Raw genomic sequence first — 26,830 nt, 5'->3', positions numbered from 1 at the left:
GTGGTAGCCCTTCGGGCAGGCCATACGGGGATGACGGAAGAAGCCCAAGTTGGGAGGTCTGCTGCGCGAGCTTCGTGAACGCCCTGCGGGCGCGACGGGTGTCGCGTGCTGTTGGTCGTGGGTCCGGTGGGTCGGCGGGTGCGGGGTGGCTGGGCGTGTGCGGCTGGGGCTGACTTACGGCGTTGGGTGGCCAATGGTTGGTGTCTGGTAGTGGACTTTTGGTTGACCACCTCCAAAAGGTCGCCCTACCTTGCTGTGACCTGGGCAACATCCCTGCCGGCTCGCTCAAGGAGGCGCGATCCAGCCATGCCCTCTCGCAGTCCCACCGCCACCCCTGCCCGCTTCTCCGCCACCCTGCTGCTCATCGCCGGGCTCCTCGTCACCGCGCCCCCGTCCGCCTCGGCCCACATCGACCCCAAGGACTTCCAGCAGGTCGAACTCGCCCGAGGCGTCGCGGAGATGGGAGAGCCGATCTCCCTGGCGGTCCTACCGGACACCTCCGTCCTCCACACCGCACGTGACGGGGTCCTCCGGCGCACCGACCCCGCCGGCACCACCAAGGTCGTCGGCACCCTTCAGGTCTACAACCACGACGAAGAGGGCCTTCAAGGCGTCGGCGTCGACCCCGGCTTTGCCACCAACCGCGCGATCTACCTCTACTACGCCCCCAAGCTCACCACCCCCACCGGCGACGCGCCCGAGACCGGCACCGCCGGCACTTGGGAGACGTGGCGAGGCGTCAACCGGCTCTCGCGCTTCACCCTCAACGCCGACTGGACCCTCAACGCCTCCAGTGAGAAAACCGTCCTGGACGTCCCCGCCGATCGCGGTCTGTGCTGCCACGTGGGTGGGGACATCGACTTCGACGCCGCCGGCAACCTCTACCTCTCCACCGGTGACGACACGAACCCGTTCCAGTCCAGCGGTTACAGCCCGATCGACGAGCGCGCCGAGCGCAACCCCGGGTTCGACGCCCAGCGCACCTCCGCCAACACCAACGACCTGCGCGGCAAGGTCCTCCGCATCAAGGTCAACGGCGACGGCTCCTACTCGGTCCCGTCAGGCAACCTCTTCGCCCCGGGCACACCCAACACCCGTCCCGAGATCTACGCGATGGGCTTCCGCAACCCCTTCCGCATGACCGTCGACAAAGCCACCGGCACCGTCTACCTCGGTGACTACGGCCCCGACGCGGCGACCACCAACGCCAACCGCGGACCCTCCGGGCAAGTGGAGTTCAACCGGATCACCTCGCCGGGCAACTACGGCTGGCCCTACTGCACCGGCACGAACTCGTCCTCCGAGACCTACAACGAGTGGAACTTCGCGACCAACGCCACCGCGCCCAAGTTCAACTGCGCCAATCCCACCAACAACTCCTTCCGCAACACCGGCCAGTCCACCCTCCCGCCCGCACGCCCCAGCTGGATCCGCTACGGCGGTGACGCGGGCACCCCGCCGGAGTTCGGCACGGGCTCGGAGTCGCCGATGGGCGGTCCGGTCTACCGCTACAACGCCGCCTCCACCTCGACCGTCAAGTTCCCCCAGTCCTTCGACGGCCACTTCTTCGCCGCCGAGTACGGACGCCGCTGGATCAAGGACATCGCCGTGAACACCGACGGGTCGGCGGGGGTGATCGAAGCCTTCCCCTGGGCGGGCACGCAGATCATCGACCTCGCGTTCGGGCCGGACGGCGCGCTCTACGTGCTCGACTACGGCACCGGCTACTTCAGCGGCGACCACAACTCGGCGCTCTACCGGATCGAGTACATCGCGGGCACCAACCGCGGACCCACCGCACGAGCGACGGCGAACGTCACCTCGGGGCAGGCGCCGCTCGCGGTGGCGTTCTCCTCGGCCGGGTCCAGTGACCCGGAGGGCTCGCCGCTGACCTACCGGTGGGACTTCGGTGACGGCACCTCCAGCACCTCGGCCAACCCGTCCCACACCTACTCCGCCAACGGCACCTACACGGCGACCCTGACCGTCACCGACGCCGGCGGCGCGACGGGCTCTGCGAGCGTCTACATCACGGTCGGCAACACCGCGCCCAAGGTGACGATCAACCTGCCCGTCGACGGCACCCCGTTCTCCTACGGTGACACGATCCCCTTCCTCATCACCGTCACCGACCCCGAGGACGGCGCGATCGACTGCGCCCGCGTGAAGATGACCTACGGCATCGGGCACGACAACCACGGGCACGTGATCACCACCCGGACCGGCTGCACCGGCTCGATCACGGTGACCGCGGACGGTGAGCACGACGAAGCGGCGAACGTGTTCGGCGTGTGGGACGCCGAGTACACCGACCTGGGCGCCAACGGCCAACCGGCGCTGACCACGCACGCCAAGAGTGTCACGCAGCCCCGTCACCGCCAGGCCGAGCACTTCACGACGTCCTCGGGCATCAGCAAGATCGCCAAGTCCCAAGCCGAAGGCGGCTACACGGTCGGTGACGTCCACAACGGCGACTGGGTGTCCTTCACCCCGTACGCGCTGGCCGACGTGCGCGGCTTCGCGGCGCGGGTGTCGTCGGGCGGGGTCGGTGGGACGCTCCAAGTCCGCGCCGGGTCGCCCACCGGCACGGTCCTCGGGTCGGTGGCGGTGCCGCTGACCGGTGGCTGGGAGTCGTTCACGACCGTCAGCGGCAGCCTGTCCGGCGCGCCGAGCGGCACCACTTCGCTGTACCTGACGTTCAGCGGCGGCGTGGGGGCGTTGTTCGACGTGGACTCGTTCACGCTCAACGGCCCCACCGGTCCGATCGTCGGCGTGTCCGGCAAGTGCATGGACGTGTCGGGCGCGGGCACCGCGGACGGCACGAAGATCCAGCTGTGGACGTGCAACGGCACCGGTGCGCAACGGTGGCAGCGGGCCGGGCAGACCTGGCAGGCGTTGGGCAAGTGCCTGGACGTCTCGGGCGCGGGCACGGCCGATGGCACGAAGGTGCACCTGTGGACGTGCAACGGGACCGTCGCCCAGAACTGGGTGGCGGGCACGAACGGGTCGCTGGTGAACCCGAACTCGGGCAAGTGCCTCGACGCCGCCAGCGGTGGCACCTCCGATGGCACGCAACTGATCATCTGGCCCTGCCACGGCGGTGCCAACCAGAAGTGGACGACGCCGTGAAACCTGTGAAAGCACTCGCGCTCGCCGCGCTCCTCGCGCTGACCGTGCCCGTCCCGGCCGAGGCCGCGACCTACGACGTCCTGGTGTTCTCCAAGACGGCCGGGTTCCGGCACGACTCCATCCCCGCCGGCACCCAGGCGATCAAAGATCTGGGCGCGGCCAACGGCTTCACCGTGACCGCGACCGAGGACGCGGCCGTGTTCACCAACGGGACACTGGGCCAGTACGAGGCCGTGGTGTTCCTCAACACGACCGGGAACGTGCTGGACCCGGCCCAGCAAACCGGTTTCGAGAACCACCTCCGCGCCGGGCGCGGTTTCGTCGGCGTGCACGCGGCGGCGGACACCGAGTACGACTGGCCGTTCTACGGCGAACTGGTCGGGGCGTACTTCGACTCCCACCCGGCGATCCAGCAGGCCCCGGTGAAGGTGGAGAACCGCGCCACCGCCGCCACCAGCCACCTGCCGGCGACCTGGACGCGCACCGACGAGTGGTACAACTACCGCACCAACCCGAGGTCGAGCGCCCGCGTGCTGGCCACGCTCGACGAGTCCGGTTACACCGGCGGCAACATGGGCGCCGACCACCCGCACGTCTGGTGCAAGACCCACCAAGGCGCGCGCAGCTTCTACACGGGCGGCGGGCACACGGCGTCCTCCTACTCCGAACCGGCGTTCCGAGGGCTGCTGCTCGGCGGGATCCGTTACGCCGCAGGGCAAACCCGCATGGACTGCCGTCCGGAGAGCGGCTACACGCGGCTGAACCCCACGCAGGGCTGGTCACAAGCCGGACCGGGCGGGTTCACCAACACCGACGGGACGCTGACCAGCTTCGGCGGGCTGGGCCTGTTCTGGCACAGCGGCAAGCAGTTCACGTCGTACTCGCTCAAGCTGGACTGGCGGATGGCCGGGGACGACAACTCCGGCGTGTTCCTCGGCTTCCCGCCGTCGAGCGACCCGTGGTCGGCGGTGGACAACGGGTACGAGATCCAGATCGACGCCACCGACAGCCCCGACCGCACGACGGGCGCGGTGTACGGCTTCAAGTCCCCCGACATCGCCGCACGCGACGCGGCCCTGAACCCGCCGGGGGAGTGGAACGCCTTCGAGCTGCTGGTGGAGGGCGAACGGCTGCGCGTCTACCTCAACGGCGTGCTGGTCAACGACTTCACCAACACCGACCCGAAGCGGTCGCTGGCGGGGCACATCGGCTTGCAGAACCACGGTGACGGCGACGAGGTGTCCTTCCGGGACGTGCGGGTGCGCGAGCTGGACCGGACCGTGCAGGCGGAGTCGTTCAGCGCGGCGAGCGGGGTGCAGCCGTTCACCAAGGCCGGGGCGCACAACGGCCAGACCCTGGGCTACATCGATCCGGGCGACTGGGCGGCTTACGACGACGTGGACTTCACCGGCGCCGGCGCGTTCCAGGCCCGGGTAGTGTCGGGTGGTCCCGGCGGCACGATCGAGGTCCGGGCCGGTTCCGCGACCGGGACCGTGCTGGGTCGCGTGGCGGTGCCGAACACCGGCGGCTGGAACACCTTCGCCGACGTGCGCGGTGGTCTGACCGGTGTGCCGGCGGGCCGGCAGCGGCTGCACCTGACCTTCACCGGGACCGGCAGCGGGTTGTTCGACGTCGACGACTTCGCCCTGGTCCCCGCGACGGCGGGCCGGATCGTCGGCGCGACCGGGAAGTGCGTGGACGTCTCCGGAGGTGCTTCGACCGACGGGACCAAGGTGCAGTTGTGGACGTGCAACGGCTCCGCGGCCCAGACGTGGAGCCGGGTCGGCCAGACGTGGCAGGCGCTGGGCAAGTGCCTCGACGTGGCCGGCGCGGGGACGGCGGACGGGACGAAGGTCCAGCTGTGGTCGTGCAACGGCACGGGCGCGCAGAACTGGGTGACCGGCTCGGACGGGTCGCTGGTGAACCCGAACTCCGGCAAGTGCCTGGACGCCTCGGGCGGCGGCACGGCGGACGGGACGCAGTTGATCATCTGGACCTGCCACGGCGGCGCCAACCAGCGCTGGACGGTGTGACCCGAGGTCGCGCACCGGGCCGCCCCCCGGTGCGCGACCACCCGTCAGACCAGCTCGCGGACAGGCTCGGCAGCCTTCGCCCGGCGGTCCAGGTGGGCGGCCAGGAAGGACAGCAGCAGCGCGGTGCCCGACAGCAGGGCGCCGACCCAGTTGGGCGAGGTGTAGCCGAGACCGGCGGTGATCACCAGACCACCCAGCCACGCGGCCAGGGCGTTCCCGAGGTTGAACGCGCCGATGTTCGCCGCCGAGGCCAGGGTGGGCGCGGCGGCGGCCTGGTCGAGGACCCACTTCTGGAGCGGCGGCACGGTCGCGAAGCCCAGCGCGCCCACGAGCGTGAGGGTGATCGCCGCCAGGACCCGGTCGTGGGCGGTGAAGGTGAACAGCAGCAGGGTCAGCGCGAGCGCGCCCAGCGAGGTGAACAGCATCGGCATCAACGCCCGGTCGGCGAACCGGCCGCCCACCAGGTTGCCCGCGAACATGCCGAGCCCGAACAGCACCAGCAGCCACGTCACGGAGCCGGCCTCGAACCCGGCGACCTCGGTCATCATCGGCGCGATGTAGGTGATGGCCGCGAACACGCCGCCGTAGCCGAGCACGGTCATCGCCATCGCCAGCCACACCTGGACGTTGCGGAAGGCGGCGAACTCCGTCCGCACGGTCACCCCTTCCGGCCGACCGGTCTCGGGCACGAGCCGCGCCACGCCGAGCAGGCCGACCACGCCCAGCGCGGTGACGACCGCGAAGGTGACCCGCCAGCCCGCGGACTGGCCGATCAGGGTGCCGCCGGGCACGCCGACCACGGTGGCCAGGGTCAGGCCGGTGAACATCAGCGAGATCGCGGACGCCTTCCTCTCCGGCGCGACCAGGCCGGCGGCGACCACCGACCCGACGCCGAAGAACGCGCCGTGCGCCAGCGAGGCCACGATCCGACCGGCGAGCATCACGCCGAAGACCGGCGCCACCGCCGACAGCGCGTTGCCCACGATGAACAGGCCCATCAGGGCCATGAGCATCTTCTTGCGCGACACCCGGGTGCCCAGGACGGTCAGCAGCGGTGCGCCCAGGACGACGCCGAGCGCGTAGCCGGTGACCAGCCAGCCCGCGGTGGGGATGGTGACGCCGAAGTCGGCGGCGACCTCGGGCAGCACGCCCATGATCACGAACTCGGTCGTGCCGATCCCGAAGGCACCGATGGCGAGGGCCACGAGCGCGAGAGGCATGAGAGGACCTTCCGGAGACTTGCTGGCGAGGATTGCAGGCGTCCGACGATAGTTGCAGACGCGGGATACTTGCAAACGCGGGTTGTGTTAGTGTGACGGGTATGACTGCCACAGCTCCGTCGCTGACGGCACTGGCCGCCGGCTGGTGCGCGCTGTCGGTCCTGCACGACCGCATCGAGGCCCGCGTCGAGCGGGCGCTGCAAGCGGGGCACGACCTGAGCGTGCGCGAGTTCTCCCTGCTGGAGGTGCTCAGCCGCCAGCACAACGGCGAGGGCGGGCACCTCCAGATGCACCAGGTCGCCAACGCGGTGGTGCTCAGCCAGAGCGCGACCACGCGCCTGGTCAGCAGGCTGGAGGACCGCGGCCTGCTGTCCCGCTACCTCTGCCCGACCGACCGGCGCGGGATCTACACCGACGTGACCGGGTCGGGCCTGGCCCTGCTGGAGGAGGCCCGTCCCACGCACGGCGCGGCCCTGCGCGAGGCCTTGGACGAAGCCCGCCAGGACGACACCCTGCGGCCCCTGGTGGAGGCCGTGGAAGCCCTCGGCACCGCGGGCCTGCCCTCCTGACGACCCTCGGCGGGACCGGCCGGCGGTGATCTCGGCTGGCGGTGATGGTCGGCGGGCGGTGTGGTCCGGCCGGCGGTGACGGCTCGCGGGTGCGACAGTGCCGGCGTGGTGGATCGGTCTGTCGTCGCCTGGATGTTGGGCGCTTTCGTGGTCGCCTTCGTCGTCACGCGGCTGGTCACGCGCCTCATCCGGGCCGGGCGCGGTCCGTTCCGGGACCTCTCCGTGGGCGGCGTCCACCTGCACCACCAGGTCTTCGGCATCTTCCTGCTGCTGGGCACGGGCGCGACCGCGCTGGTGTTCCGCCCGGCCGCCGGGTGGGCCGACGCGACGGCGGTCGGGTTCGGGGTCGGGGCGGCGTTGACGCTGGACGAGTTCGCGCTGTGGTTGCGGCTCGACGACGTCTACTGGGGGCCGGAGGGGCGGCGGTCGGTGGACGCCGTGCTGGTCGCGGTCGTGGTCGGGTTGCTGTTGCTGGCCGGGTTCACACCCTTCGACGACGACCCCGACGACGGCAGCCTCGCCGCGGTGCTGGTGGTGGCGGTGAACCTGGTGTTCGCCGTGGTCGCGATCCTCAAAGGACGGACGCTGCTGGGCATCTGCGGGTTGTTCGTGCCACTGCTGGCCCTGTACGCGACCTGCCGCGTCGCCCGCCCGGGGTCGCCGTATGCCCGCCGCTGGTACCGGCCGGGGTCCCGGCGGCGGGCCAAGGCGGAGCGCAGGTTCCCGCCGGGCAGGCGCAACCGCTGGGACCCCGTGGTGGACCTCTTCGCCGGCGGACCGCGCTGACCTGCCCTGTCCCAGCGGGTCAGAAGCCGTGGCGGCGGTCGCCGGCGATGCGTCGGGCGTTGTCGGACTCGGACTTGTGGCCGAAGGGGGAGCGGTAGGCGTCCAGAGCCAACCTCGCCGACTCCGCCACCAGGTCCGCGTTGATCTGCGCGCCCGCCGCCGCGCCGGCGGCCGACGACGCGCCCACCTGGGCCGAGGGCTCGGTGACGTTGCCCGCCACCCACACCCCGGGCACGCTCGTCCGCCCGGCCCCATCGGACGGGACGTGCACGCCCGTCCCGGACGGGTGCTCGACCGCGTCCAGCCCCAGCCCGGCGAGGAAGCCGGCCCGCGCGACCATCCGCGTCGCCACGGCCACCACCTCGCGGGCGACCACCGTGCCGTCCGCGAGCCGGAGACCGGCCAAGCGGTCGTCGACGACCTCCACCGCCACGACCCGGCCGGGCACCACCGGAACACCCAGCGCGGCCAACTGCTCGACGTCCTCAGCGGACAATGGGCGGTCGTTGGCGAAGTAGACGACGTCCGCGCTGAGCCGGCGGAACAGCAGTGCCTGGTGGACCGACATCGGGCCACTGGCCAGCACGCCGATCGCCCGGTCCCGGACCTCCCAGCCGTGGCAGTACGGGCAATGCACCACGTCGTGACCCCAGCGCGCCCGCAGACCGTCCACCTCGGGCAGTTCGTCCACCAGGCCGCTGGCCACCAGCAACCGTCGCGCGTGGACGGAGCGGCCGTCGGACAGGGACACGGTGAAACCGGTGTCCGCGCGCACGACCTCCGCGACTTCGCCGTGCACCACCTGCCCGCCGTAGCGGCGTACCTCGGAACGGCCGCGTTCCAGCAGGTCGGCGGGCTTCAGGCCGTCGTGGCCGAGCAGCCCGTGGATGCCCTCGGCGGGCGCGTTGCGCGGTGCGCCCGAGTCGACCACCAGCACCGCCCGCCGCGACCGCGCGAGCATCAGCGCCCCGCTCAACCCGGCCGCGCCCCCGCCGACCACCACGACGTCGTACCTGTTCAGCAGCTTGTCGGTCATCGTGACCACCTCCACCGACACAGTGCGTCCGCACCGGCCGAAAGAGCAAACTTCGTTGCCGATTCGGCAACAAGCCCGTGCGTCTCCCTTGGTATCGGATTTCTTGACGATCTCATTTCGTGCGCTCAAGCTTGCCGAAACTGTCGATAGCTTGATCGAAACTTTGCGCCAGGAGGACGATGATGTCCCGAACTGCTGTCCCCGACGCCGGTGGGCGGACACCCCGGCGGATCGCCGCCGTGACCGGTGCGCTCGGGTTGCTCAGCGCGGCGGCGCTGGCGTTGCCGCTGGTCGCGAACGCGGGGACCACGCTGGCCACGGCGGCCGGCGAGAGCGGCCGGTACTTCGGCACCGCGGTGGCCGCCAACAAGCTCGGTGACTCGACCTACGTCGGCATCCTGAACCGGGAATTCGACATGGTCACCGCCGAGAACGAGATGAAGATCGACGCCACCGAGCCCAACCGCGGCCAGTTCACCTACGGCAACGCCGACCGGATCGTGAACCACGCCCTCAACCAGGGCAAACGCGTCCGCGGCCACACCCTGGCCTGGCACTCCCAGCAGCCGGGCTGGATGCAGAACCTCTCCGGCACCGACCTGCGCAACGCCATGCTGAACCACGTCACCCAGGTCGCCACGTACTACCGGGGCAAGATCTACGCCTGGGACGTGGTGAACGAGGCCTTCGAGGACGGCTCGTCGGGCGCGCGCCGCAACTCCAACCTCCAGCGCACCGGCAACGACTGGATCGAAGCGGCCTTCCGCGCCGCCCGCACGGCGGACCCGAACGCCAAGCTCTGCTACAACGACTACAACACCGACAACTGGTCGCACGCCAAGACCCAGGCCGTCTACCGGATGGTGCAGGACTTCAAGTCCCGCGGTGTGCCGATCGACTGCGTCGGGTTCCAGGCGCACTTCAACAGCGGCAACCCGGTGCCGTCGAACTACCACACCACGCTCCAGAACTTCGCCAACCTCGGCGTGGACGTCCAGATCACCGAGCTGGACATCGAGGGTTCCGGCTCCACCCAGGCCCAGCAGTACCAAGGCGTCACCCAAGCCTGCCTCGCCGTCTCCCGCTGCACCGGCATCACGGTGTGGGGCATCCGGGACACCGACTCCTGGCGCGCGTCGGGCACCCCGCTGCTGTTCGACGGCTCCGGCAACAAGAAGGCCGCGTACACCTCCGTGCTGAACGCGCTCAACGCGGGCGGCACCCCGGGCACCACGACCACCACCACGCAGGCGCCCCCGGCCGACTGCACCGCCGGCTACGTGGCCCTGACCTTCGACGACGGACCCAACGCGAGCTCCACCACGCAGGTGATCAGCGCGCTGCGGTCGGCCGGCGCCCGGGCCACCTTCTTCAACCAGGGCAACAAGGTCGCCGCGAACCCGTCGCTCACCAGGTCCCAGAAGGACGCGGGCCACTGGATCGGCAACCACTCCTACACCCACCCGCACATGACCCAGCTCAGCCAGTCGCAGATGAGCTCGGAGATCAGCCAGACGCAGCAGGCGATCCAGCAGGCAACCGGCGAGGCGCCCAAGCTGTTCCGCCCGCCCTACGGCGAGACCAACAGCACGCTCCGGTCGGTCGAGCAGCAGTTCGGCCTCACCGAGGTGCTGTGGAGCGTGGACTCGCAGGACTGGAACGGCGCGAGCACCGCGCAGATCGTGCAGGCGGCGTCGAACCTCCAGGCCGGCGGCGTGATCCTCATGCACGACGGCTACCAGACGACGATCAACGCGATCCCGCAGATCGTTTCCAACCTGAAGTCCCGCGGCCTGTGCACGGGCATGATCTCGCCGAGCACCGGCCGGGCCGTCGCGCCCTCGGACACCCCGCCGGGCACGACCACCACGACGACCCCGCCGCCCGCCGGCACCTGCACCGCGACCTACCGGACCACCCAGCAGTGGGGTGACCGGTTCAACGGCGAGGTCACCATCACGGCCGGGTCCGCCGCGATCACCAGCTGGACCGCCACGGTCACCGTCACCTCGCCGCAGAAGATCTCCGCGACCTGGAACGGCACGCCCAGCTGGGACTCCAGCGGCAACGTCATGACCATGAAGCCCAACGGCAACGGCAACCTCGCCGCCGGCGCGAGCACCACGTTCGGCTTCACCGTGATGACCAACGGCCAGTGGGCGAACCCGGCGGTGTCCTGCCGGACGCCCTGACGTGCCAGGATCTCCACCATGACCGAGGAGCGCCGGGCACAGGACCAGCGGGTGATCGAGGACTTCCGCGCCAACGGCGGCGTGACCGAGGGGCGCACCCTGCTCCTGCTGCACCACGTGGGAGCGAAGTCCGGCATCGAACGCGTGACCCCGCTGCGCTACCTGTCCTCTGGTGACCGCTGGGTCGTCGCGGCGGGCAACGGCGGCCTGCCGCCGAACCCGGGCTGGTACTACAACGTGCTCGCCCAGCCCTCGGTCGTGGTGGAGATCGGCACTGAAACCCTCAGGGCCACCGCCCGCGTCGCCGAAGGTGACGAGCGGGAGGAGTTGGCCGAGATGTTCCGCAACGCCAAGTCGCGGTTCTCGGCCTTCGAGAAGGCCCTGAAGCGGCAGATCCCGATAGTGGTGTTCGAACGCGCTTGAGCACGCGCCGCCCCCGGATCACCTGGGGGCGGCGCCACCGCGCTCAGAGGCGGTAGAAGTCGGCGTAGTGGTTGGGCGAGAAGTACACCGCGCCGGTCGTGCGGTCCACGACGATCCGGTAGGCGTCCCGGGACGCGCCGCACGCCCGCGGGTAGACGTCGAACTCCAGGTAGGACCGGCCGCTGGGCAGCTGGCCCTCGCGGTTGTAGAACGTGCCGCCGGCGAAGTTGCACTGGCCGTTGGGCCAGCTGTACCAGCCGCGCGAGCCGGGGTAGCCCTTCGACGACCACGTGTAGTTCGCCGATCGGGCGTCAGCACAACGGGTCATCGTGCACGAGCCGTACACGGCGGCGCCGGCGGTGGGGCTCACCGCCGTGGTCACGCCGAAGACGGCGACGAGGGCGCTGATCGCGACGACCAGGCGGGTCGTCCAGGAAGGCCGGGTGCGGTCCAGGGTCGGCACAGGATCCTCCTTGGCAGGGTTGCGGAGAGACCAACACCCACGATCGTGTCGCTCTTCGCCCGCACGGGCCACCAAAAGGATCACCAAGAGTCGGTGAACAGCTCAGACCAGACTCGACCAGTAGTCCCAGAAAGCGACCAGCACCAGCACCACGATCACCGCGTACCAGAGCGCCAGCACCGCGCTGTGCACCCGGCGCAGCGGCGCCAGCGCCGGCCAGGTGTCCAGGGTCGTGTACCAGAACATCGGCAGCACCACGATCCACACGACCATGCAGTACGGGCACAGTGCGCGGATGTCGTACAGGCTCGCGAAGATCAGCCAGTGCACGAAGACGACCCCGAACGCCGTGCCCACGTTCATCGCCACCCGGTACCACCGCGGCGGTTCGAACCCGGCCAGCACCGCGACCCCCGTGGTGACCACGACGGAGAAGGCCGCGATGCCCAGCAACGGGTTCGGGAAGCCGAAAGCCTCCGCCTGCGCGCTGTCCATCACCGACCCGCACGACACCACGGGGTTCAGCGAGCACGTCGGCACGTAGGCCGGGTCGCGCAGCTTGGCGATCTTCTCCAGCGCCAGCGCGGCGGCGGCGCCCAGCCCCAGCCCGCCGCCGATGACGTAGAGCCAGGCCAGCCGGGGGTTCATCCGGCCAGGGCCGCGTCGATCTCGGCCCGCAGCTCGCGGTCCACGTCCGGGTAGGTGCCGCCGGTGGGCTCGAACTTCTTGCCGTTGAGGAAGAAGGTCGGCGTGCTGTTCACGCCCAGCGCCTGCCCGTCGGCCAGGTCGCGGTCGATCACGGCCTTGACCTCGGACGAGTCCACGTCGGCGCGGAACTTCGCCAGGTCGAGGCCGATGGACGTGGCGTACTCCTCGAACTTCGCGGTCGCGGCGGCGGCGTCGTCGCTGGTGGCGCGGCCGTTGACGGCCCAGTTCTGGAAGCCGTCGTAGAGCGCGTGGTACATCTCCTTGTACTTGCCCTGCTTGGCGGCGGCCTCGGCGGCCTTCGCGGCGGGCTGCGCCAGCGGGTGCATCTCCAGCGGGTAGTTGCGGGTCACGATCGTGATGCGGCCCTGGTAGTCCTGCTCCAGCTTCTTGGTGATGTTGGCGTAGTAGGCCGCGCACGCCGGGCACTGGTAGTCCAGGAACTCCACGAGCGTGACCTTCCCACCCTCCACAGAGGACAGCGTGTGGGCGCCGGCGGGCACCAGCCGCCCGTCCGGGGCGGCGCCGGCGGAACCGGAGGACCGGTTGGCCAGCAGGACGCCGCCGACCACGGCCGCGGCGACCACGACCACCACGACCGTGAGGATGAGGTTGAGCGACGGGCCGCGGCGCGCGGTCACCGGGTTGTTCTTCGTGCCTGCCATCGAGGTGTTCGCCCCTGTTCGAGAATGCGGTGTGGCCTGGTGGTCGGACCACGACCGCCGGAAGTTCCCGGCGTCACCCGACCGTGGCCACCGGTTCGTGCCTACCAGCACCGGTGTGAGGTCGGGGTGGGGCAGTTCCCGATCAGGTGACGGAGACGGTGAAGGCCGCGGTGCGGAGTGTCCCGCCGTGCGAGAACTCCAGGAACAGGCGGTACTCGCCCCGGTCCGCGAAGACGGCCCGGAAGGTCAGCTCGCCGTTGACCAGGGGCGCGCCGGCCGGTTCCACCGGGTGGAGGTGGGTGGCGGACAGGAGCATGGTGTGGAAGCCCGTCATGTGGCCGTTGGCGCCCAGGTGGGGGTCCAGGGCACGGACGGGGGCGCCGTCCGGGGACTTGATGGCGAACCTCAGGGACTGCGGTTTCATGACCGCCGGGTGTTCGGGGGTGTCGATCCGCTCCACGGTGAAGCCGTCCGGGGTCACGGCCTTCGTGCTGGGTTCGGGGACCGGGACCAGGGAGGTGTCACCGGGGACGCTGAAGGGCACACCGAGGACCACCGGGTGCCGTGGGTCCTTGGTGTCGGTGGGGACGAATTCGGCGAACATGCGGTAGGCGCCCCCGTCCGGGAGGGCCAGGGTGGTGTGCCACGTGTCGCCGACCAGGGTCGGGTGGACGTGCTGGAAGACGTGCATGTCGTCGCGGATCGCGAAGAAGTGCACCTGCTTGGTCTGGTTGTCCAGGAACCGGGTCTGGGGCGTGCCGTCCGGGCCGAGGATGCGGAAGGCCACGGGCACGGCCGGGCGCGCGAGTCGGGGGTGGTGACCCGCTCGAAGCGGTAGCCGCCCTCGGCCTCCGGCAGGCCGTCGCTGTGCGCGGCGGGGACCGGGTCGGGCTGGTGGGTCGAGTGGGCCGGCGCCGGGGCGGGGCGGCCCAGGACGATCGTGGCGGCTGCCGCGACAGCCAGGACCGCGGCGAGGAACGCCCAATCGGTGAACCGGAACGTGCGCATGCTCGCCTCCTTGGCGGCGGACAGCGGGCGGCGGGCGGCGGCCAGCGGGTGGCTCGTCCGCGCGGACCAGCCACCCACCATCGGTCAGAACTGGAGGCTTGGCTCCAGGCGTCGATGTAGCCGGTGTCGGCCTGGTAGACGTCCTGCCGCCAGGGTGGCGGGCGCGTTGCCGGCCACACCGGAGACGGTGACCGACGACGTCACGGCCGCGCCGGCGTCCGGGATCGGGACGTCGGTCGTGTTCTCGAACTTCGCGCCGGGCGGCGGCTCGGTGCCACCCAGGTTGGGCTTGACCACGACCAGGCCCTGTTCGATGCCGTTGACCAGCACGATCCCGCTGGCGAAGTACGGGTAGTTGCTCCACGCCCCGTTGAACTTGGCCTCGTTGCCCGCCGGGTAGATGTCGAAGTACCCGACCTCCGTCAGCTGCGCCGAGGCCACGTTGCCCGCGTCGAGGATGCGCAACCCGGCCTGGTAGTTGGCCTGGTAGCTGTACCGGCCCTTGACGTACTGGTTGTGGTCGATGGCGGTGGCGGGGGAGGCGTAGGTGCCGGTGTGCACGGGGTTGGTCAGGTTCGCCAGGTCCCAGATGTAGGTCTTGGTGCGCTTGTCCGTGCCCGAGGACTCGTCCAGCTCGTCGTCGAGCAGGAAGTACCGATGGCCCTCGGTCAGCCAGCCCTGGTGGGAGTACTGCGAGCCCGAGTAGCCCTTGCGGGACAGCTGGACCGGGTTGGCCTTGTCGGTCACGTCGACGATGGTCAGCGTGTCCTCGTTGGCGTTGAAGCAGATCTCGCGGCCCTGGTACTGGGTGTGGGGTCCGCGGTAGACCACGCACTGCGTGTCGTGGGTGTAGCCGTCCTGGGACACGCAGCCGGCCTTCTTGGGCTGCTTCGGCGTGCGGATGTCCACCATGTGCGGCCCGCCGCTGCACGTGTTGGAGCCGATCGCGTAGGCGTAGCCGGTTTCCTCGTTGATGGCGATGTTGTGCGCCGGCCCGAACTCCTTGTACAGCACGTCCGCGGTGAAGGTCTGCGGCGTGGTGATGGTGCGGAGTCGGGTCAGGTCGAAGACCTGCATGCCGTGGCCGGAGATGAAGTCGGCCACGATGAACGCGTGGTCCTTGTAGACCTTCATGTCCCGCCACGTGCTGCTGCCGCCGTTGGACGGCAGGTTGCCCAGGTACTTCGGGGCGGTCGGGGTGCTGACGTCGACGAACGCCGTGCCGTTGGTGCGGCCGACGATGGCGTACTCCTTGCCGGAGGACGGGTCGGTCCAGCCCCAGATGTCGTTGCCGTTCCCGCCGCCCATGCTCGACAGCGGCAGGACGCTGAGCAGGTCGACGTTCTTGCAGGGGTAGATGTCGGCCTTGCCGTTCACGCACGGCACACCGGCGGCGGTGCCGACGACGGCGTGCCGCTCGGCGGGTTGGTGGTCGGCCAGGAAGGCACGGGCCGCGGCCTGGCCTTCGGGGGTGTCGGGGTCGTGTGCGGACGCGGCTGTCATCGACAGCGCGACCGCGGCGGCCGTGAAGACGGCCAGCCCGGACCAGCGCAGGGATTTCATGCGAACTCCTCACCGGAAATCCCCGGACCGCGGGTGCGGCCCGGGGGCAGGGTTTTCCGATCAGGTTTCGACGTCAGGACCGCCGATCGGGCGGCAACAACCCCCGATCGTCTGGTGGGAGCGGTCCCTCAGCGGCGGCCGGCCTTGGCCAGGGTTTCCTTCAGCACGTGGTACGCGGGCTTCTTGCCGAAGTCGTCCCACATGACCGTGGCCGCGCCCTCGCCCTCGAAGAACACCGGCACCCACGAGTACTTGTCGGTGAAGCCCCAGATCGTGAAGGAGTCGCAGCCCTCCACGGCCAGGCACGCCACCAGGGTGCGGTTGTAGTAGTCGGCCTGCTGCGCCAGCTGGGCCGCGGTGGGCACGCCGTCGGCCGGGAGGTCCATGCGGACGTCCAGCTCGGTGATGGCGGTTTCCAGGCCCAATTCCGAGAAGCGCTTCAGGTTGGCCTCCAGGTCACCCGGGAACCCGTAGCGGGTGCTCAGGTGGGCCTGGGCGGAGAAGCCGTCCACCGGCACGCCCTGGGCCTTCAGCTCCTTGATGAGCGCGTAGTAGGCGTTGCTCTTGGCGTTGACGCCCTCGACGTTGTAGTCGTTGAAGAACAGCTTCGCCTCGGGGTCGGCCTCGTGCGCCCAGCGGAAGGCGTCGGCGATGATGCCGGGGCCCAGTTCGCGGATCCAGATGTTCTCGGTGGTGCGGAGGGCGCCGGAGTCGTTGAAGATCTCGTTGGCGACGTCCCACTGCTGGATCTTGCCCTTGTACCGGCCGACGACCGTCTTGATGTGGTCGCGCAGGATGGTCCGGAGCTCGTCCTTGGTGAAGGTGCCCCCGGTCAGCCAGGCTGGGTTCTGGTTGTGCCACAGCAGCGTGTGGCCGCGCACGACCTGGCGGTTGCGCTGCGCGAACTTCACGATGGCGTCGGCCATCCCGAAGTTGTACTCGTCGCGACCGGGGTGGATGTACTCCCACTTCATCTGGTTCTCGGCGGAGACCGAGTTGAACTCCGCCGCCAGCACCGCGCGGTAGGGCTGGTCGGAGGTGAAGGGGTCGGGGTAGGGCATCTCCTGGTGGTGACCGCCGCCGGCGACGGCGGTGCCGATGAAGAAGCCCTTGGGCGCGGCGTGGCGCAGGGTGTTCTTGCGGGCGTGACCGGCGTCCTCGACCGACGCCTCGTCGGCGGTGGCGGTCAGCGGGGTCAAGAGGGCCAGCGCGGTGAGCGCGGCGGTGGCCAGACGGGTGGTTCTCATGCCGGAGCTTCTCGCTTCCTTGCGACGGCTGTCCGTCGAAACTTTCGCAAGAAGATTGCTAAGTTTCGGTCCTGCGGACCCTAAGCCGCTGGTCGCGCAAGCGTCAAGGTTCGGGACCCCGCAGCCCGGGCGCTAGGCCGGGCGGGTGACACCAGGACCCCTCGGTAACAAGTGCCGTCGCCGATCCCGAAAGCGGTGAGGGAAGCCGCCGCCGATGAGGGGACGTCGCATGTCAGCTGGGAACCGCCGCGGACCGAGACCCAGAGCGCGCGCAGGCGGCGTGCTCCTCGTCGTCCTAGCCCTGATCGGGTTCGGCCTCACGCCACCGGAGCTCTACGGCGGCCGGGTCCGGCCCGCCTCGGCCGGCGACGGCTCGGTCAGCGTCCCCGACCACCCCGAGGGCGCCGCGTTCAACCCCAACCAGCTCAAGGGCATCAAGGCCGCCGACCCCACCGCCGGGGTCAACCTGGTCTCCGCCCCCACCGCGAACAACATGGGCGACGCCCGCCTGTCCTACCCGCTGGAGGTCCCGCCGGGCCGCTCCGGCATGCAGCCCAAGCTCGCCGTCCAGTACAGCTCGGCCGGCGGCAACGGCTGGACCGGCGTCGGCTGGGACCTCGCCCAGGCCCAGATCACGCTGGACACCCGCTGGGGCGTCCCGCGCTACCACGCCGGCCTGGAAACCGAGTCCTACCTGCTCAACGGCGAACAGCTCACCCCGGTGGCGCACCGCGGCGAACTCCAGGCCCGCACCGCCGAGAAGGTCTTCCACACCCGCGTCGAGGGCCGCTTCGACAAGATCGTCCGGCACGGCGACCACCCGACCAACTACTGGTGGGAGGTCACCGACCGCGAGGGCACGAAGTCGACCTTCGGCAACGACCCGAACTCCACCCTCAAGGACGCCGGCGGCAACATCGCGAGCTGGGCGCTGCGGGAAACCCGTGACACCAACGGCAACTTCGTCCGCTACCACAGCGCGAAGGTCGAGGACAACGGCGTCGCCAACGGCTCGGTGCCGGGCAGCAACCTCTACCTGACCAAGATCACCTACACCGGTCACGGCGACACCGAGGGCCGCTACTCGGTCACCTTCCTGCGCGACCGCGACCGCGGCGAGCCCCGCCGCGCCGACGTGCAGATCGACGCCCGCTCGGGCTTCAAGCGCGTCACCGCCGACCTGCTGCGCCGCGTCGAGGTCAAGGTCGACGACACCCTGATCCGCGCCTACGAGCTGGACTACCGGTCGGGCGCGTTCGCCAAGACCCTGCTCGCCTCGGTCAGCCAGTTCGACGCGAACAACGCGAAGTTCAACACCCACACGTTCGACTACTTCGACGACATCCGCGACCAGTCCGGCGCGTACAACGCCTTCGACAACGCCGGCACCTGGGGCATCGGGGACGACGACCTCGGCGTGAACGTCCGCGACGGCGAGGCCAGTGCCCTGTCCGCGACGACGAGCACAAGCGCGGGCGGCCACCTGTACGTGGGCTACAACCCGACCTCGGTCAGCAAGTCCAACTCCGCCGGCGTCAAGGTCGGCTACAACTCCGGTTCCGCCGACGGCCTGCTCGCCCTGGCCGACGTCAACGGCGACAACCTGCCGGACAAGGTGTTCCGCTCCGGCGGCGGCGTGTTCTACCGGGCCAACGAGTCCGGCCCGGACGGCCCCACGAAGTTCGGCGACACCGCGATCCGCCTGACCAACCTGCCCGGCATCTCCACGGAGAAGACCCGTTCCGGCACGGTCGGCATCGAGTCCTACTTCGGCGTGGCCGCGCAGCTGGACTACGTCTCCACCACCACGACGTCCGACCGGTACTTCCTGGACGTCAACGGCGACGGCATCACCGATCTGGTCAACAACGGCGGTGTGCTGTTCGGCCACCTCGACGCCAACGGCCAACCGGCCTACAGCGCGGACAGCGGCGACACCGGCGTCCCGGTCGGCTCCGGCACCGCGTCCGGCACGATCGTCGGCGACCAGACCGCCGAGTTCCAGCGCCAGGTCGACACGTTCCCGCTGCTGGACGGCGTCCGCCGCTGGGTGGCCCCGTTCGACGGCACGGTCCGCGTGGACGGCCGGGTCAAGCTGGTCCAGGACACCAGCCCGGAGCGGGCGGCCTACACGCGCGCCGACGGCGTCCGGGTGACCGTCCAGCACCAGGACACCGAGCTGTGGGCCCAGCGCATCGGCCCGAACGACCACATCGAGTTCGCCCCGACCGGCACCGACAACATCGCCGTGCGCAAGGGCGAGGCGCTGTTCTTCCGCGTCCAGTCCGTGCTCGACGGCATGTACGACACGGTGGCGTGGGACCCGAAGGTCACCTACACCAGCGTCCCGGCGAGCACCGACGCCAACGGCCTGTCCAACGACACCTACCTGGCGTCCCGGGACTTCACCCTCGGCGGCCGGCCCTCGGTCGTCGTCGCCCCGCTGACCGGCACGCTGCACCTGTCCGGTGACGTCACCAAGACCGGCCCGACCACCGACGACGTCACGGTCGTGGTGTCGCGCAACGGCACCGACGTCTACAACCACACCCTCAACCGGGGCAGCGACGGCACGGCGCACGTCGACCTCGACATCCCCGTCACCGCCAACGACACCCTGTCCTGGCGGCTCAAGGTCGACTCGCCGATCGACGCCGGCACGCTGCGCTGGGTCCCGCGCGCCCACTACACGGCCGCGCAGGGCCTGGACTCGGTGGTGGACGACCAGGGCAACCCGATCCTGGTCATCAACCCGCCCTACGACCTGGACATGTACCCGGTCTCGACGCTGACCGCGCCGCAGGCCTCCCACACCGCCACCCAGACCGGCACCATCACCGTGGACCCGGCCCTGGCGTTCGACTTCGCGGGTCAGGCCCCGAACACCCGCGTGGTCTTCACGGTCAAGAAGCGCGGAGGCCTCCTGGCCAAGCGCGTGATCGACATCGTGAACGGCCAGGTCCCGGCGGACCTGCGGGTCACGGCGGAGGTCACCCAGGGCGACGAGCTGTTCTTCGACTTCGCCACCCTGGACGCCGGCCTGCCGGCGCGTCTGACCAGCCAGTCCGCGTCGATCTCCTACGACGGCTCGAACTTCACGGGCGTCCCCAGCGCGCTGCACGCCTCCGCCGAGCAGGGCGCGTTCGCCCAGCCGTACCGGGGCTGGGGCGCGATCGGGTACCAGGGCAACCGCGACCGGGCCACCCAGCCCATCGTCCGGTCCGACCTGGTCCTGGACGAGAGCTACAAGAACGAGCTGCCCGGCGGCCCGACCGAGGCCGACGTCCCCGGCTTCACCAACGACCCCAAGGTGAAGCAGCCCCGGATCGCGGTGTTCGCGCCGCTCCCGGCCCAGGACCGCTGGGCGGGCGCGGACGACAACACGTGGGTCTCCCGGGACGCCACGGCCAGCTCCCGCATGGGTCTGGACACCATCGACGTCATCAGCGACGGCGACGTGGCCGGCGCCTCGGCGGTGTCGCGGCGCGGTCGGACCCAGCAGATCTCGACCACGTTCGGCGCGAGCATCCCGGGCGTGCCGATCGGGGCGGGCGCGAGCGTGGCCAAGGGCCGCACCACCGGCCAGCTGGACTTCCTCGACCTCAACGGCGACCGGTTCCCCGACGTCGTGGGCTCGGCGGGCGTCCAGTACTCCGACATGACCGGCGGCCTGGGCGAGACCCGGGGCAGCGTCGGCGGCGCGGTGCGCGAGTCGGAGTCGCTGGCCTACGGCGTCAACGCCAACGCCGGCAGCCCCGCCCGCACCAGCGGCAACGCGCGCGGCCAGGACTCGCCGTCGGGCAGCCGCAACGCCAACAGCGCCAAGGCGGGCGTGGAGATGCCCGCGCTGGGCGTGGGCGGCAACGTCGGCGGCGGCGAGTCCGACACCGGCTACGACCTGCTCGACATCAACGGCGACGGCCTGCCGGACAAGGTGTTCGACAACGGCGACGCCGCGCTGAACCTGGGCTACTCCTTCGCCGCGCGCGAGCCGTGGCCCGGCGGCCCGGTCAACGACGGCAAGACCACCAACGCCGGCGTGAACCTGGGCTTCAACACCAACTACTACGGGTTCGCGGGCGGCGTGTCCGCGGCGGTCGGCTCGTCGGTCACCAGCGCCACGCTGCTCGACGTCAACGGCGACGGCCTGGCCGACCGCGTCTTCGCCAACGGCGACCAGCCGGTGGGCGTCGCGATCAACACCGGCAACGGGTTCGGCGCGCCGACCCCGTTCCGCGGCAGCGGCGGGGAGATCGGCAAGGACGAGAACGCCACCCTCGGCGGCGGCGTGTACTTCACGTTCGGGTTCTGCTTCTTCTTCGGCTGCCTGGTGTTCAACCCCGGCGGCGACGTCTCCACCGGCATCGGCCGCGCCGAGGTGGCGCTGCGCGACGTCAACGGTGACGGCTACGCCGACCACGTCCGCTCCACGCGGGACAACGAGTTCGTCGTGGCGGCCAACAAGACCGGGCGCACGAACCTGCTGCGCACCGTGTCCCGGCCGCTGGGCGCGAAGATCGACCTGGACTACACCCGGTCCGGCAACACCACCGACCAGCCCGACTCCAAGTGGGTGCTGTCCCGGTCGACGGTGTTCGACGGGCACCCCGGCGACGGCCAGGACGTGCAGCTGTCCACCTACCGCTACGAGGGCGGCAAGTACGACCGGCTGGAGCGCGAGTTCCTCGGCTACGGCAAGGTCGTCGCCGAGCAGCGGGACGCGGGCGCGGGTGACGCGGTGCTGCGGACGCTGACCGAGGAGTACCGCACCGACACCGTGTACGCGCGGGGCCTGGTGACCCGGTCGGTGACCGCCGACGCGGCGGGCCGGCTGTTCCAGGAGACGGTCAACACCTACCAGCTGCGGGACGTGAACGGCGGTGGCACGGCCAACCCGGCGTCCACCACGGCGACGGTGTTCCCGCTGCTGGCCCGCGTGGACAAGCACTACCACGAGGGCCAGGCCAACCCGGGCAAGTCCACGTACACCGAGATGGCGTACGACGACTACGGCAACCTGATCCGGTCGTTCGACGTGGCCGACAGCGGGTCGGGCGACGACGTGGAGGCCGAGTTCGGCTACACCGCGTCGATCGCGGCCTGCCGGGACCGCAACATCGTCGGCGTGGCGAACCTGGTCCGCGAACACGGGACCAGCCCGCGCACCCTCATGCGGCACCGCGAGTCCACAGTGGACTGCACGTCCGGTGACGTGACGGTGGTCAAGGAGATCCTGCCCGACGGGTCGGCCGCGGTCAGCGACCTGACCTACCACCCCAACGGCAACCTGCGCACCATCACCGGCCCGACGAACAAGAACGGGCAGCGGTACAAGCAGGAGTACGGCTACGACACCGTCGTGGGCGTGCACGTCGAGCACATCAAGGACAGCTTCGGCTACGAGTCCACGGCCACGCACGACATCCGGTTCGGCCTGCCCGACCTGACCATCGACGAGAACCACCAGTCCCTGCGCACGTCCTACGACAGCGTGGGCCGGGTGGACGAGATCGTCGGGCCGTACGAGATCGGCTCCGGCCGGGCGACGATCGACTTCGAGTACCACCCGGAGGCGAGCGTCCCGTACGCGGTCACCCGGCACCTGGACCGCACGGCCACGGGCATCCGCGACGACACGATCGACACCGTCCAGTTCGCCGACGGCCTGGCCCGTCCGGTGCAGAGCAAGCAGGACGGCACGGTCGCGACCGTCGCCGGGGCGAACCCGGCCGACGTGATGGTGGTGTCCGGGCGGGTCACGTTCGACCCGCTGGGCCGGGTGGTCGAGCAGTACTACCCGGTGACCGAGCCGAAGGGCGCGGCCAACACCTCCTTCAACCCCGCGTACGACACCGTGGCCCCGACGAAGCTCGGCTTCGACGTCATGGACCGCAGCGTGAAGTCCGTGCTGCCGGACGGGACGTCCAACGAGCTGGCCTACGGCTTCGGCGTCGACCGGTCGGGCACGACCCGGTTCGAGACGGTCGCCACCGACGCCAACGGCAAGCAGCGCCGCACGTACACCGACGTGCGCGTGCTGACCACGTCGGTGAAGGAGTTCAACGCCGGCACGCCGATCTGGACCAGCTACGGCTACGACCCGATGGGCCAGCTGACCAGCGTCGTGGACGACAAGGGCAACACGACCAAGGCCGAGTACGACAACTTCGGCCGCCGCACGGTCGTGGACAGCCCCGACTCCGGCCGCACCGAGACCCGCTACGACCTGGCGGGCAACAAGACCGCGAAGATCACGGCCAAGCTGCGCGCGGCGGCCAAGGCGGTCGAGTACGACTACGAGTACAACCGCCTGTCGGGCATCCGGTACCCGGTGTTCTCGGGCAACAACGTCACCTACACCTACGGCGGTCCGGGCGCGCCCGACAACGGCGCGGACCGGGTGGTGGCGGTCAAGGACGCCGCCGGCACGGTGACCCGCAAGTACGGGGCGCTGGGCGAGAAGACCAGCGAGACCCGCACGGTCACCGCGCTCGTCACGCCCGCGCGGACCTACACCACCCAGTACCGGTACGACTCGTTCAACCGGGTGCTGGACCTGACCTACCCCGACGGCGAGGTGCTGCGCTACGACTACGACTCCGGCGGCCAGGTCACCCGCGCGACCGGGCGCAAGGCCGGGTTCGACTACCCGTACCTGGCGCGCATGGACTACGACAAGTTCGGTCAGCGGCTGGTGCAGGAGACCGGGACCGGCGTGCGCACCACGTTCGCCTACGACCCGGCCGACCGGCAGCTGAGCAACCTCAAGTCCAAGCTGGCGGACGGCCACCAGTTCCAGGACATCTCCTACGAGTACGACAACGTGGGCAACGTCCTGTCGCTGACCAACACCGTCCCGCTGCCGCACGGCAAGCCGATCGGCGGCCCGAGCAAGCAGACCTACCGCTACGACGACCTGTACCGGCTCACGTCGGCGGGCGGCGAGTACCAGAACAAGGACAACAAGCTCGACCGGTACTCGACGACCCTGGCCTACGACTCCATCCACAACCTGACCAGCAAGAGCCAGCGCCACGAGATCCTGGTCAACCCCGGCACCACGTTGGCTCCGGCCCCGGAGTCGCAGGTCCTGACCGACGACCCGGTCACCGACCCGGTGACGGGCGAGCCGCTGCCGCCGCTGGGCGCGATCGAACCCGAGGACGAGCAGACCTCCCAGACCGAACCGGTCTCCGAGCCCGCTCCGACCACCGCGCCGGCGTACACGCCGATCTCCTACTCGACGTCGACCGACGCCAACGCGCAGGAGCAGAAGAAGACCACCTACGACTACACCTACTCCTACGGCAGCCCCAAACCGCACGCGGCCACGGGCATCGGCCCGATCAACGAGTCCTACGACCCCAACGGCAACCTGGTCGACTCGGTCAACACCCTGCCGCCCGCGCCCGGCAAGCGCCGGCAGCTGGTGTGGGACGAGGAGAACCGGCTCGCCTGCAACCAGGACCACAGCCGCAACAAGACCGTCGCCCAGCACCCGGACACCTGCACCAGTCCCCAGCAGCCGGCGACCGTGCGGTACGTCTACGACGACGAGGGCAACCGGGTCGTCAAGAACGCCGGACCGCAGCACATCTACCCCAACCGGGCGTTCAGCGAGCGCAACGGGACGTCGTTCAAGCACGTGTTCGTCGGTGACACCCGGATCGCCACGAAGACGGTCAAGCCCGACTCCACCTACGAGAACCACCACTTCTACTTCCACGCCGACCACCTCGGGTCGTCCGGCTACGTCACCGACGAGCACGGCAACCTGACCGAGCACACCGAGTACTTCGCCTTCGGCGAGCCGTGGGTGCAGGAACACCCGGCCCAGCCGACGCCGGTCCCGTACCTGTACGGGTCCAAGGAACTGGACGAGGAAACCGGCTTCTACTACTACGGCGCCCGCTACTACAACCCGCGGACGCAGTTGTGGCAGAGTCCGGACCCGATCATCGAGTCCTACTTGGACGGTGCGCCCGGTGGCGGCGTGTACCAGCCATTCAACCTCGCGTCTTACACGTACGGTCGCAACAACCCGGTGAAGTTCACGGATCCGGACGGTCGGTACGTGGAGAGCGCGTGGGACGCCATCAGCCTGGGTATCGGCGTGGCGAGCTTCGTGCAGAACGTGCGAGAGGGCAACGGCTGGGGTGCCGCACTCGACGCGGTCGGCATCGTCGCCGATGGTGCCGCCTTGGTGCTGCCGGTCGTCCCAGGTGGCGCGGGTGCCTTGATCAAGGCGGGTCGCGCCGCGGAGAAGGGCGTGGAGGTCGTCAAGGCCGCCGACCGGGCCCGAGACGCCGAACGAGCGCTGCAAGGCGCAAGGGCGGCGGACAAGGGCGGCGACGCGGCCAAGGCCGCCCGCAATACGTCCGTGCCCTGTGCAGTGCCCAACAGCTTCACACCGGACACCCCGGTGCTGATGGCCGACGGCACGCACAAGCCGATCAGCGAGGTCGAGGTCGGCGACGTCGTCCTCGCCACCGACCCTGAAACGGGGGTCACGGAGGCCCGTCCGGTCACCGACCTGATCGTCGGCGACGGCTCGAAGGACCTGGTGGAGATCACGGTCGACACCGGGACCGGCAAGGGCACCGTCATCGCCACCGACGGCCACCCGTTCTGGTCGGTCGACCTGAACTCGTGGGTCGACGCCGGTCAGCTCGAGGTCGGGACGCTCCTGCGCACCGGCAGCGGCACGTACGTCCAGGTGGTGGCGGTCCGGGCGTGGACCCAGGCACAGCGGGTGCACAACCTGACCGTCGAGGGCCTGCACACGTACTTCGTGGCAGCAGGTGCCGCAGACCTCCTCGTCCACAACTGCGGCGGCCCGGTCATCCGCAACAAGCACCTGGCCGGCAAGACCCACCCGAAGACCGGCGTGCCCTTCGACAAGAACGGCTTCCCGGACTTCTCCAAGTGGCGCCACCCGAAGGTGCCGGACGTGCGCATCAAGCTCACCGGCAACCGAAAGCTGGACGAGAAGCTGGCCAACGAGGCAGCAGGCCTGAAGAACACCCCGAAGGACTACACCTGGCACCACCACCAGGACAGTGGTCGAATGCAGTTGATCCGCCAGGACGTCCACAGCGCCACAGGCCACACAGGAGGGCACGCGTTGAAGACGCATGAGTGACCCGTTCTGGGAGGAGGACCCGTACTACACGGGTCCTCCTCTGACCGAGGACCTGGTCCGCGGGGCCGAGACGTCTCTGGGCGTCCGCCTCCCGCGGGCCTACCTCGGGCTGTTGGCACGACGCAACGGCGGCACCCCTCGCCGCCGTTGCGTCTTCACCCCTTTCCCGACGTCCTGGGCTCCCGACCATTTCGAGATCCGGGGGTTGCGGGGGATCGGGGGGAAGTGGGGGATCGACTCGCCTGACCTGGGGAGTCGGTACATGGTGGAGGAGTGGGGGTACCCGGATGTCGGGGTGGTGATCTGCCAGCTGCCTTCGGCGGGGCACGACACGGTGATGCTGGACTACCGCGATTGTGGGCCGGAGGGCGAGCCGGCGGTCGTGTACGTGGACGAGGACCGCGTGCCTCGACGGGTAGCGGACACGTTCGCCCAATTCACCACCACCTTGAGAACCTGCCCCGACTAACCCCAACGCCCCCCACAGCCCGCCACGCGCCCTTCGCGCCCGCAGCCCGCCACGCGCCCTTCGCGCCCGCAGGGCGCCACGAAGCTCGCGCAGCAGACCTCCGAACTTGGGCTTCTTCCGTCATCCCCGTATGGCCTGCCCGAAGGGCTACCACAGATTTCCCCGGGTGCAGCCGAAAGT

Annotated in this window: 16 protein-coding genes and 1 pseudogene; 9 read left to right on the top strand and 8 right to left on the bottom strand. The window is 70.1% G+C overall.

What is annotated here, in order from left to right:
* Positions 1-306: 306 nt before the first annotated feature.
* Positions 307-3,129, top strand: coding sequence for a PQQ-dependent sugar dehydrogenase (locus tag WBN91_RS30795; RefSeq protein ID WP_337727745.1), 2,823 nt, complete (start codon positions 307-309; stop codon positions 3,127-3,129).
* Between the two features lie 5 nt (positions 3,130-3,134).
* A complete protein-coding gene (locus WBN91_RS30790) occupies positions 3,135-5,162 on the top strand; it encodes a ThuA domain-containing protein (protein WP_337727759.1) in 2,028 nt (675 codons plus the stop codon).
* A gap of 44 nt (positions 5,163-5,206) precedes the next feature.
* Here the strand turns inward: WBN91_RS30790 and WBN91_RS30785 are convergent, their stop codons facing one another.
* Positions 5,207-6,382, bottom strand: coding sequence for an MFS transporter (locus tag WBN91_RS30785; protein ID WP_337727746.1), 1,176 nt, complete (start codon positions 6,380-6,382; stop codon positions 5,207-5,209).
* 101 nt (positions 6,383-6,483) lie between these two features.
* Here WBN91_RS30785 and WBN91_RS30780 point away from each other — a divergent pair, with 101 nt between their 5' ends.
* Both WBN91_RS30780 and WBN91_RS30775 read left to right on the top strand, forming a co-directional pair.
* Positions 6,484-6,951 (top strand): MarR family winged helix-turn-helix transcriptional regulator, encoded by a 468-nt coding sequence (locus tag WBN91_RS30780; protein WP_337727747.1) that lies wholly within the window; start codon positions 6,484-6,486, stop codon positions 6,949-6,951.
* Positions 6,952-7,056: 105 nt separating this feature from the next.
* Complete coding sequence (locus WBN91_RS30775) at positions 7,057-7,737, top strand: hypothetical protein (RefSeq protein ID WP_337727748.1); 681 nt, start codon at positions 7,057-7,059, stop codon at positions 7,735-7,737.
* 19 nt (positions 7,738-7,756) lie between these two features.
* Here WBN91_RS30775 and WBN91_RS30770 read toward each other — a convergent pair whose 3' ends face one another.
* The gene (locus WBN91_RS30770; protein WP_337727749.1) at positions 7,757-8,773 is read right to left on the bottom strand and encodes an NAD(P)/FAD-dependent oxidoreductase; all 1,017 of its coding nucleotides are present in this window, start codon (positions 8,771-8,773) and stop codon (positions 7,757-7,759) included.
* 179 nt (positions 8,774-8,952) lie between these two features.
* Here WBN91_RS30770 and WBN91_RS30765 point away from each other — a divergent pair.
* The 3 genes and pseudogenes from WBN91_RS30765 to WBN91_RS30755 all read left to right on the top strand — a co-directional run.
* Positions 8,953-10,389, top strand: a pseudogene (locus tag WBN91_RS30765) (endo-1,4-beta-xylanase); the annotation flags it as partial.
* A 108-nt stretch (positions 10,390-10,497) separates the two neighbouring features.
* Positions 10,498-10,965 carry a cellulose binding domain-containing protein gene (locus WBN91_RS30760; RefSeq protein WP_337729420.1) on the top strand — a complete coding sequence of 156 codons (468 nt, stop codon included), beginning with the start codon at positions 10,498-10,500 and terminating at the stop codon, positions 10,963-10,965.
* A gap of 18 nt (positions 10,966-10,983) precedes the next feature.
* Entirely contained in the window at positions 10,984-11,388 is a 405-nt protein-coding gene (locus WBN91_RS30755; RefSeq protein WP_337727750.1) for a nitroreductase/quinone reductase family protein, read from the top strand.
* Between the two features lie 43 nt (positions 11,389-11,431).
* Here the strand turns inward: WBN91_RS30755 and WBN91_RS30750 are convergent, their stop codons facing one another.
* From WBN91_RS30750 to WBN91_RS30725, 6 genes are all read right to left on the bottom strand, one after another.
* Positions 11,432-11,851 (bottom strand): ribonuclease domain-containing protein, encoded by a 420-nt coding sequence (locus WBN91_RS30750; RefSeq protein WP_337727751.1) that lies wholly within the window; start codon positions 11,849-11,851, stop codon positions 11,432-11,434.
* 102 nt (positions 11,852-11,953) lie between these two features.
* Positions 11,954-12,499, bottom strand: coding sequence for a vitamin K epoxide reductase family protein (locus WBN91_RS30745; RefSeq protein WP_337727752.1), 546 nt, complete (start codon positions 12,497-12,499; stop codon positions 11,954-11,956).
* Positions 12,496-13,221: a DsbA family protein gene (locus tag WBN91_RS30740; protein ID WP_337727753.1), complete on the bottom strand. Its 726-nt coding sequence runs from the start codon at positions 13,219-13,221 to the stop codon at positions 12,496-12,498. The genes WBN91_RS30745 and WBN91_RS30740 overlap by 4 nt, the downstream gene beginning before the upstream one ends.
* Positions 13,222-13,363: 142 nt before the next feature.
* Positions 13,364-14,008: a hypothetical protein gene (locus WBN91_RS30735; protein WP_337727754.1), complete on the bottom strand. Its 645-nt coding sequence runs from the start codon at positions 14,006-14,008 to the stop codon at positions 13,364-13,366.
* Between the two features lie 305 nt (positions 14,009-14,313).
* Positions 14,314-15,792, bottom strand: a complete 1,479-nt coding sequence (locus WBN91_RS30730; RefSeq protein ID WP_337727755.1) for a choice-of-anchor B family protein — start codon at positions 15,790-15,792, stop codon at positions 14,314-14,316.
* 128 nt (positions 15,793-15,920) lie between these two features.
* Positions 15,921-17,039: an endo-1,4-beta-xylanase gene (locus WBN91_RS30725; RefSeq protein WP_337727756.1), complete on the bottom strand. Its 1,119-nt coding sequence runs from the start codon at positions 17,037-17,039 to the stop codon at positions 15,921-15,923.
* A 280-nt stretch (positions 17,040-17,319) separates the two neighbouring features.
* Between WBN91_RS30725 and WBN91_RS30720 the strand changes: the two genes are divergently transcribed.
* Positions 17,320-26,181, top strand: coding sequence for a SpvB/TcaC N-terminal domain-containing protein (locus WBN91_RS30720; RefSeq protein ID WP_337727757.1), 8,862 nt, complete (start codon positions 17,320-17,322; stop codon positions 26,179-26,181).
* Positions 26,174-26,650: an SMI1/KNR4 family protein gene (locus WBN91_RS30715; protein ID WP_337727758.1), complete on the top strand. Its 477-nt coding sequence runs from the start codon at positions 26,174-26,176 to the stop codon at positions 26,648-26,650. The genes WBN91_RS30720 and WBN91_RS30715 overlap by 8 nt, the downstream gene beginning before the upstream one ends.
* Positions 26,651-26,830 lie beyond the last annotated feature (180 nt).

This window comes from Saccharothrix sp. CCNWYY140, assembly GCF_037401995.1.
In the GTDB taxonomy this organism is placed as follows: domain Bacteria; phylum Actinomycetota; class Actinomycetes; order Mycobacteriales; family Pseudonocardiaceae; genus Actinosynnema.
This window is presented reverse-complemented; position numbering and strand designations above follow the sequence as displayed.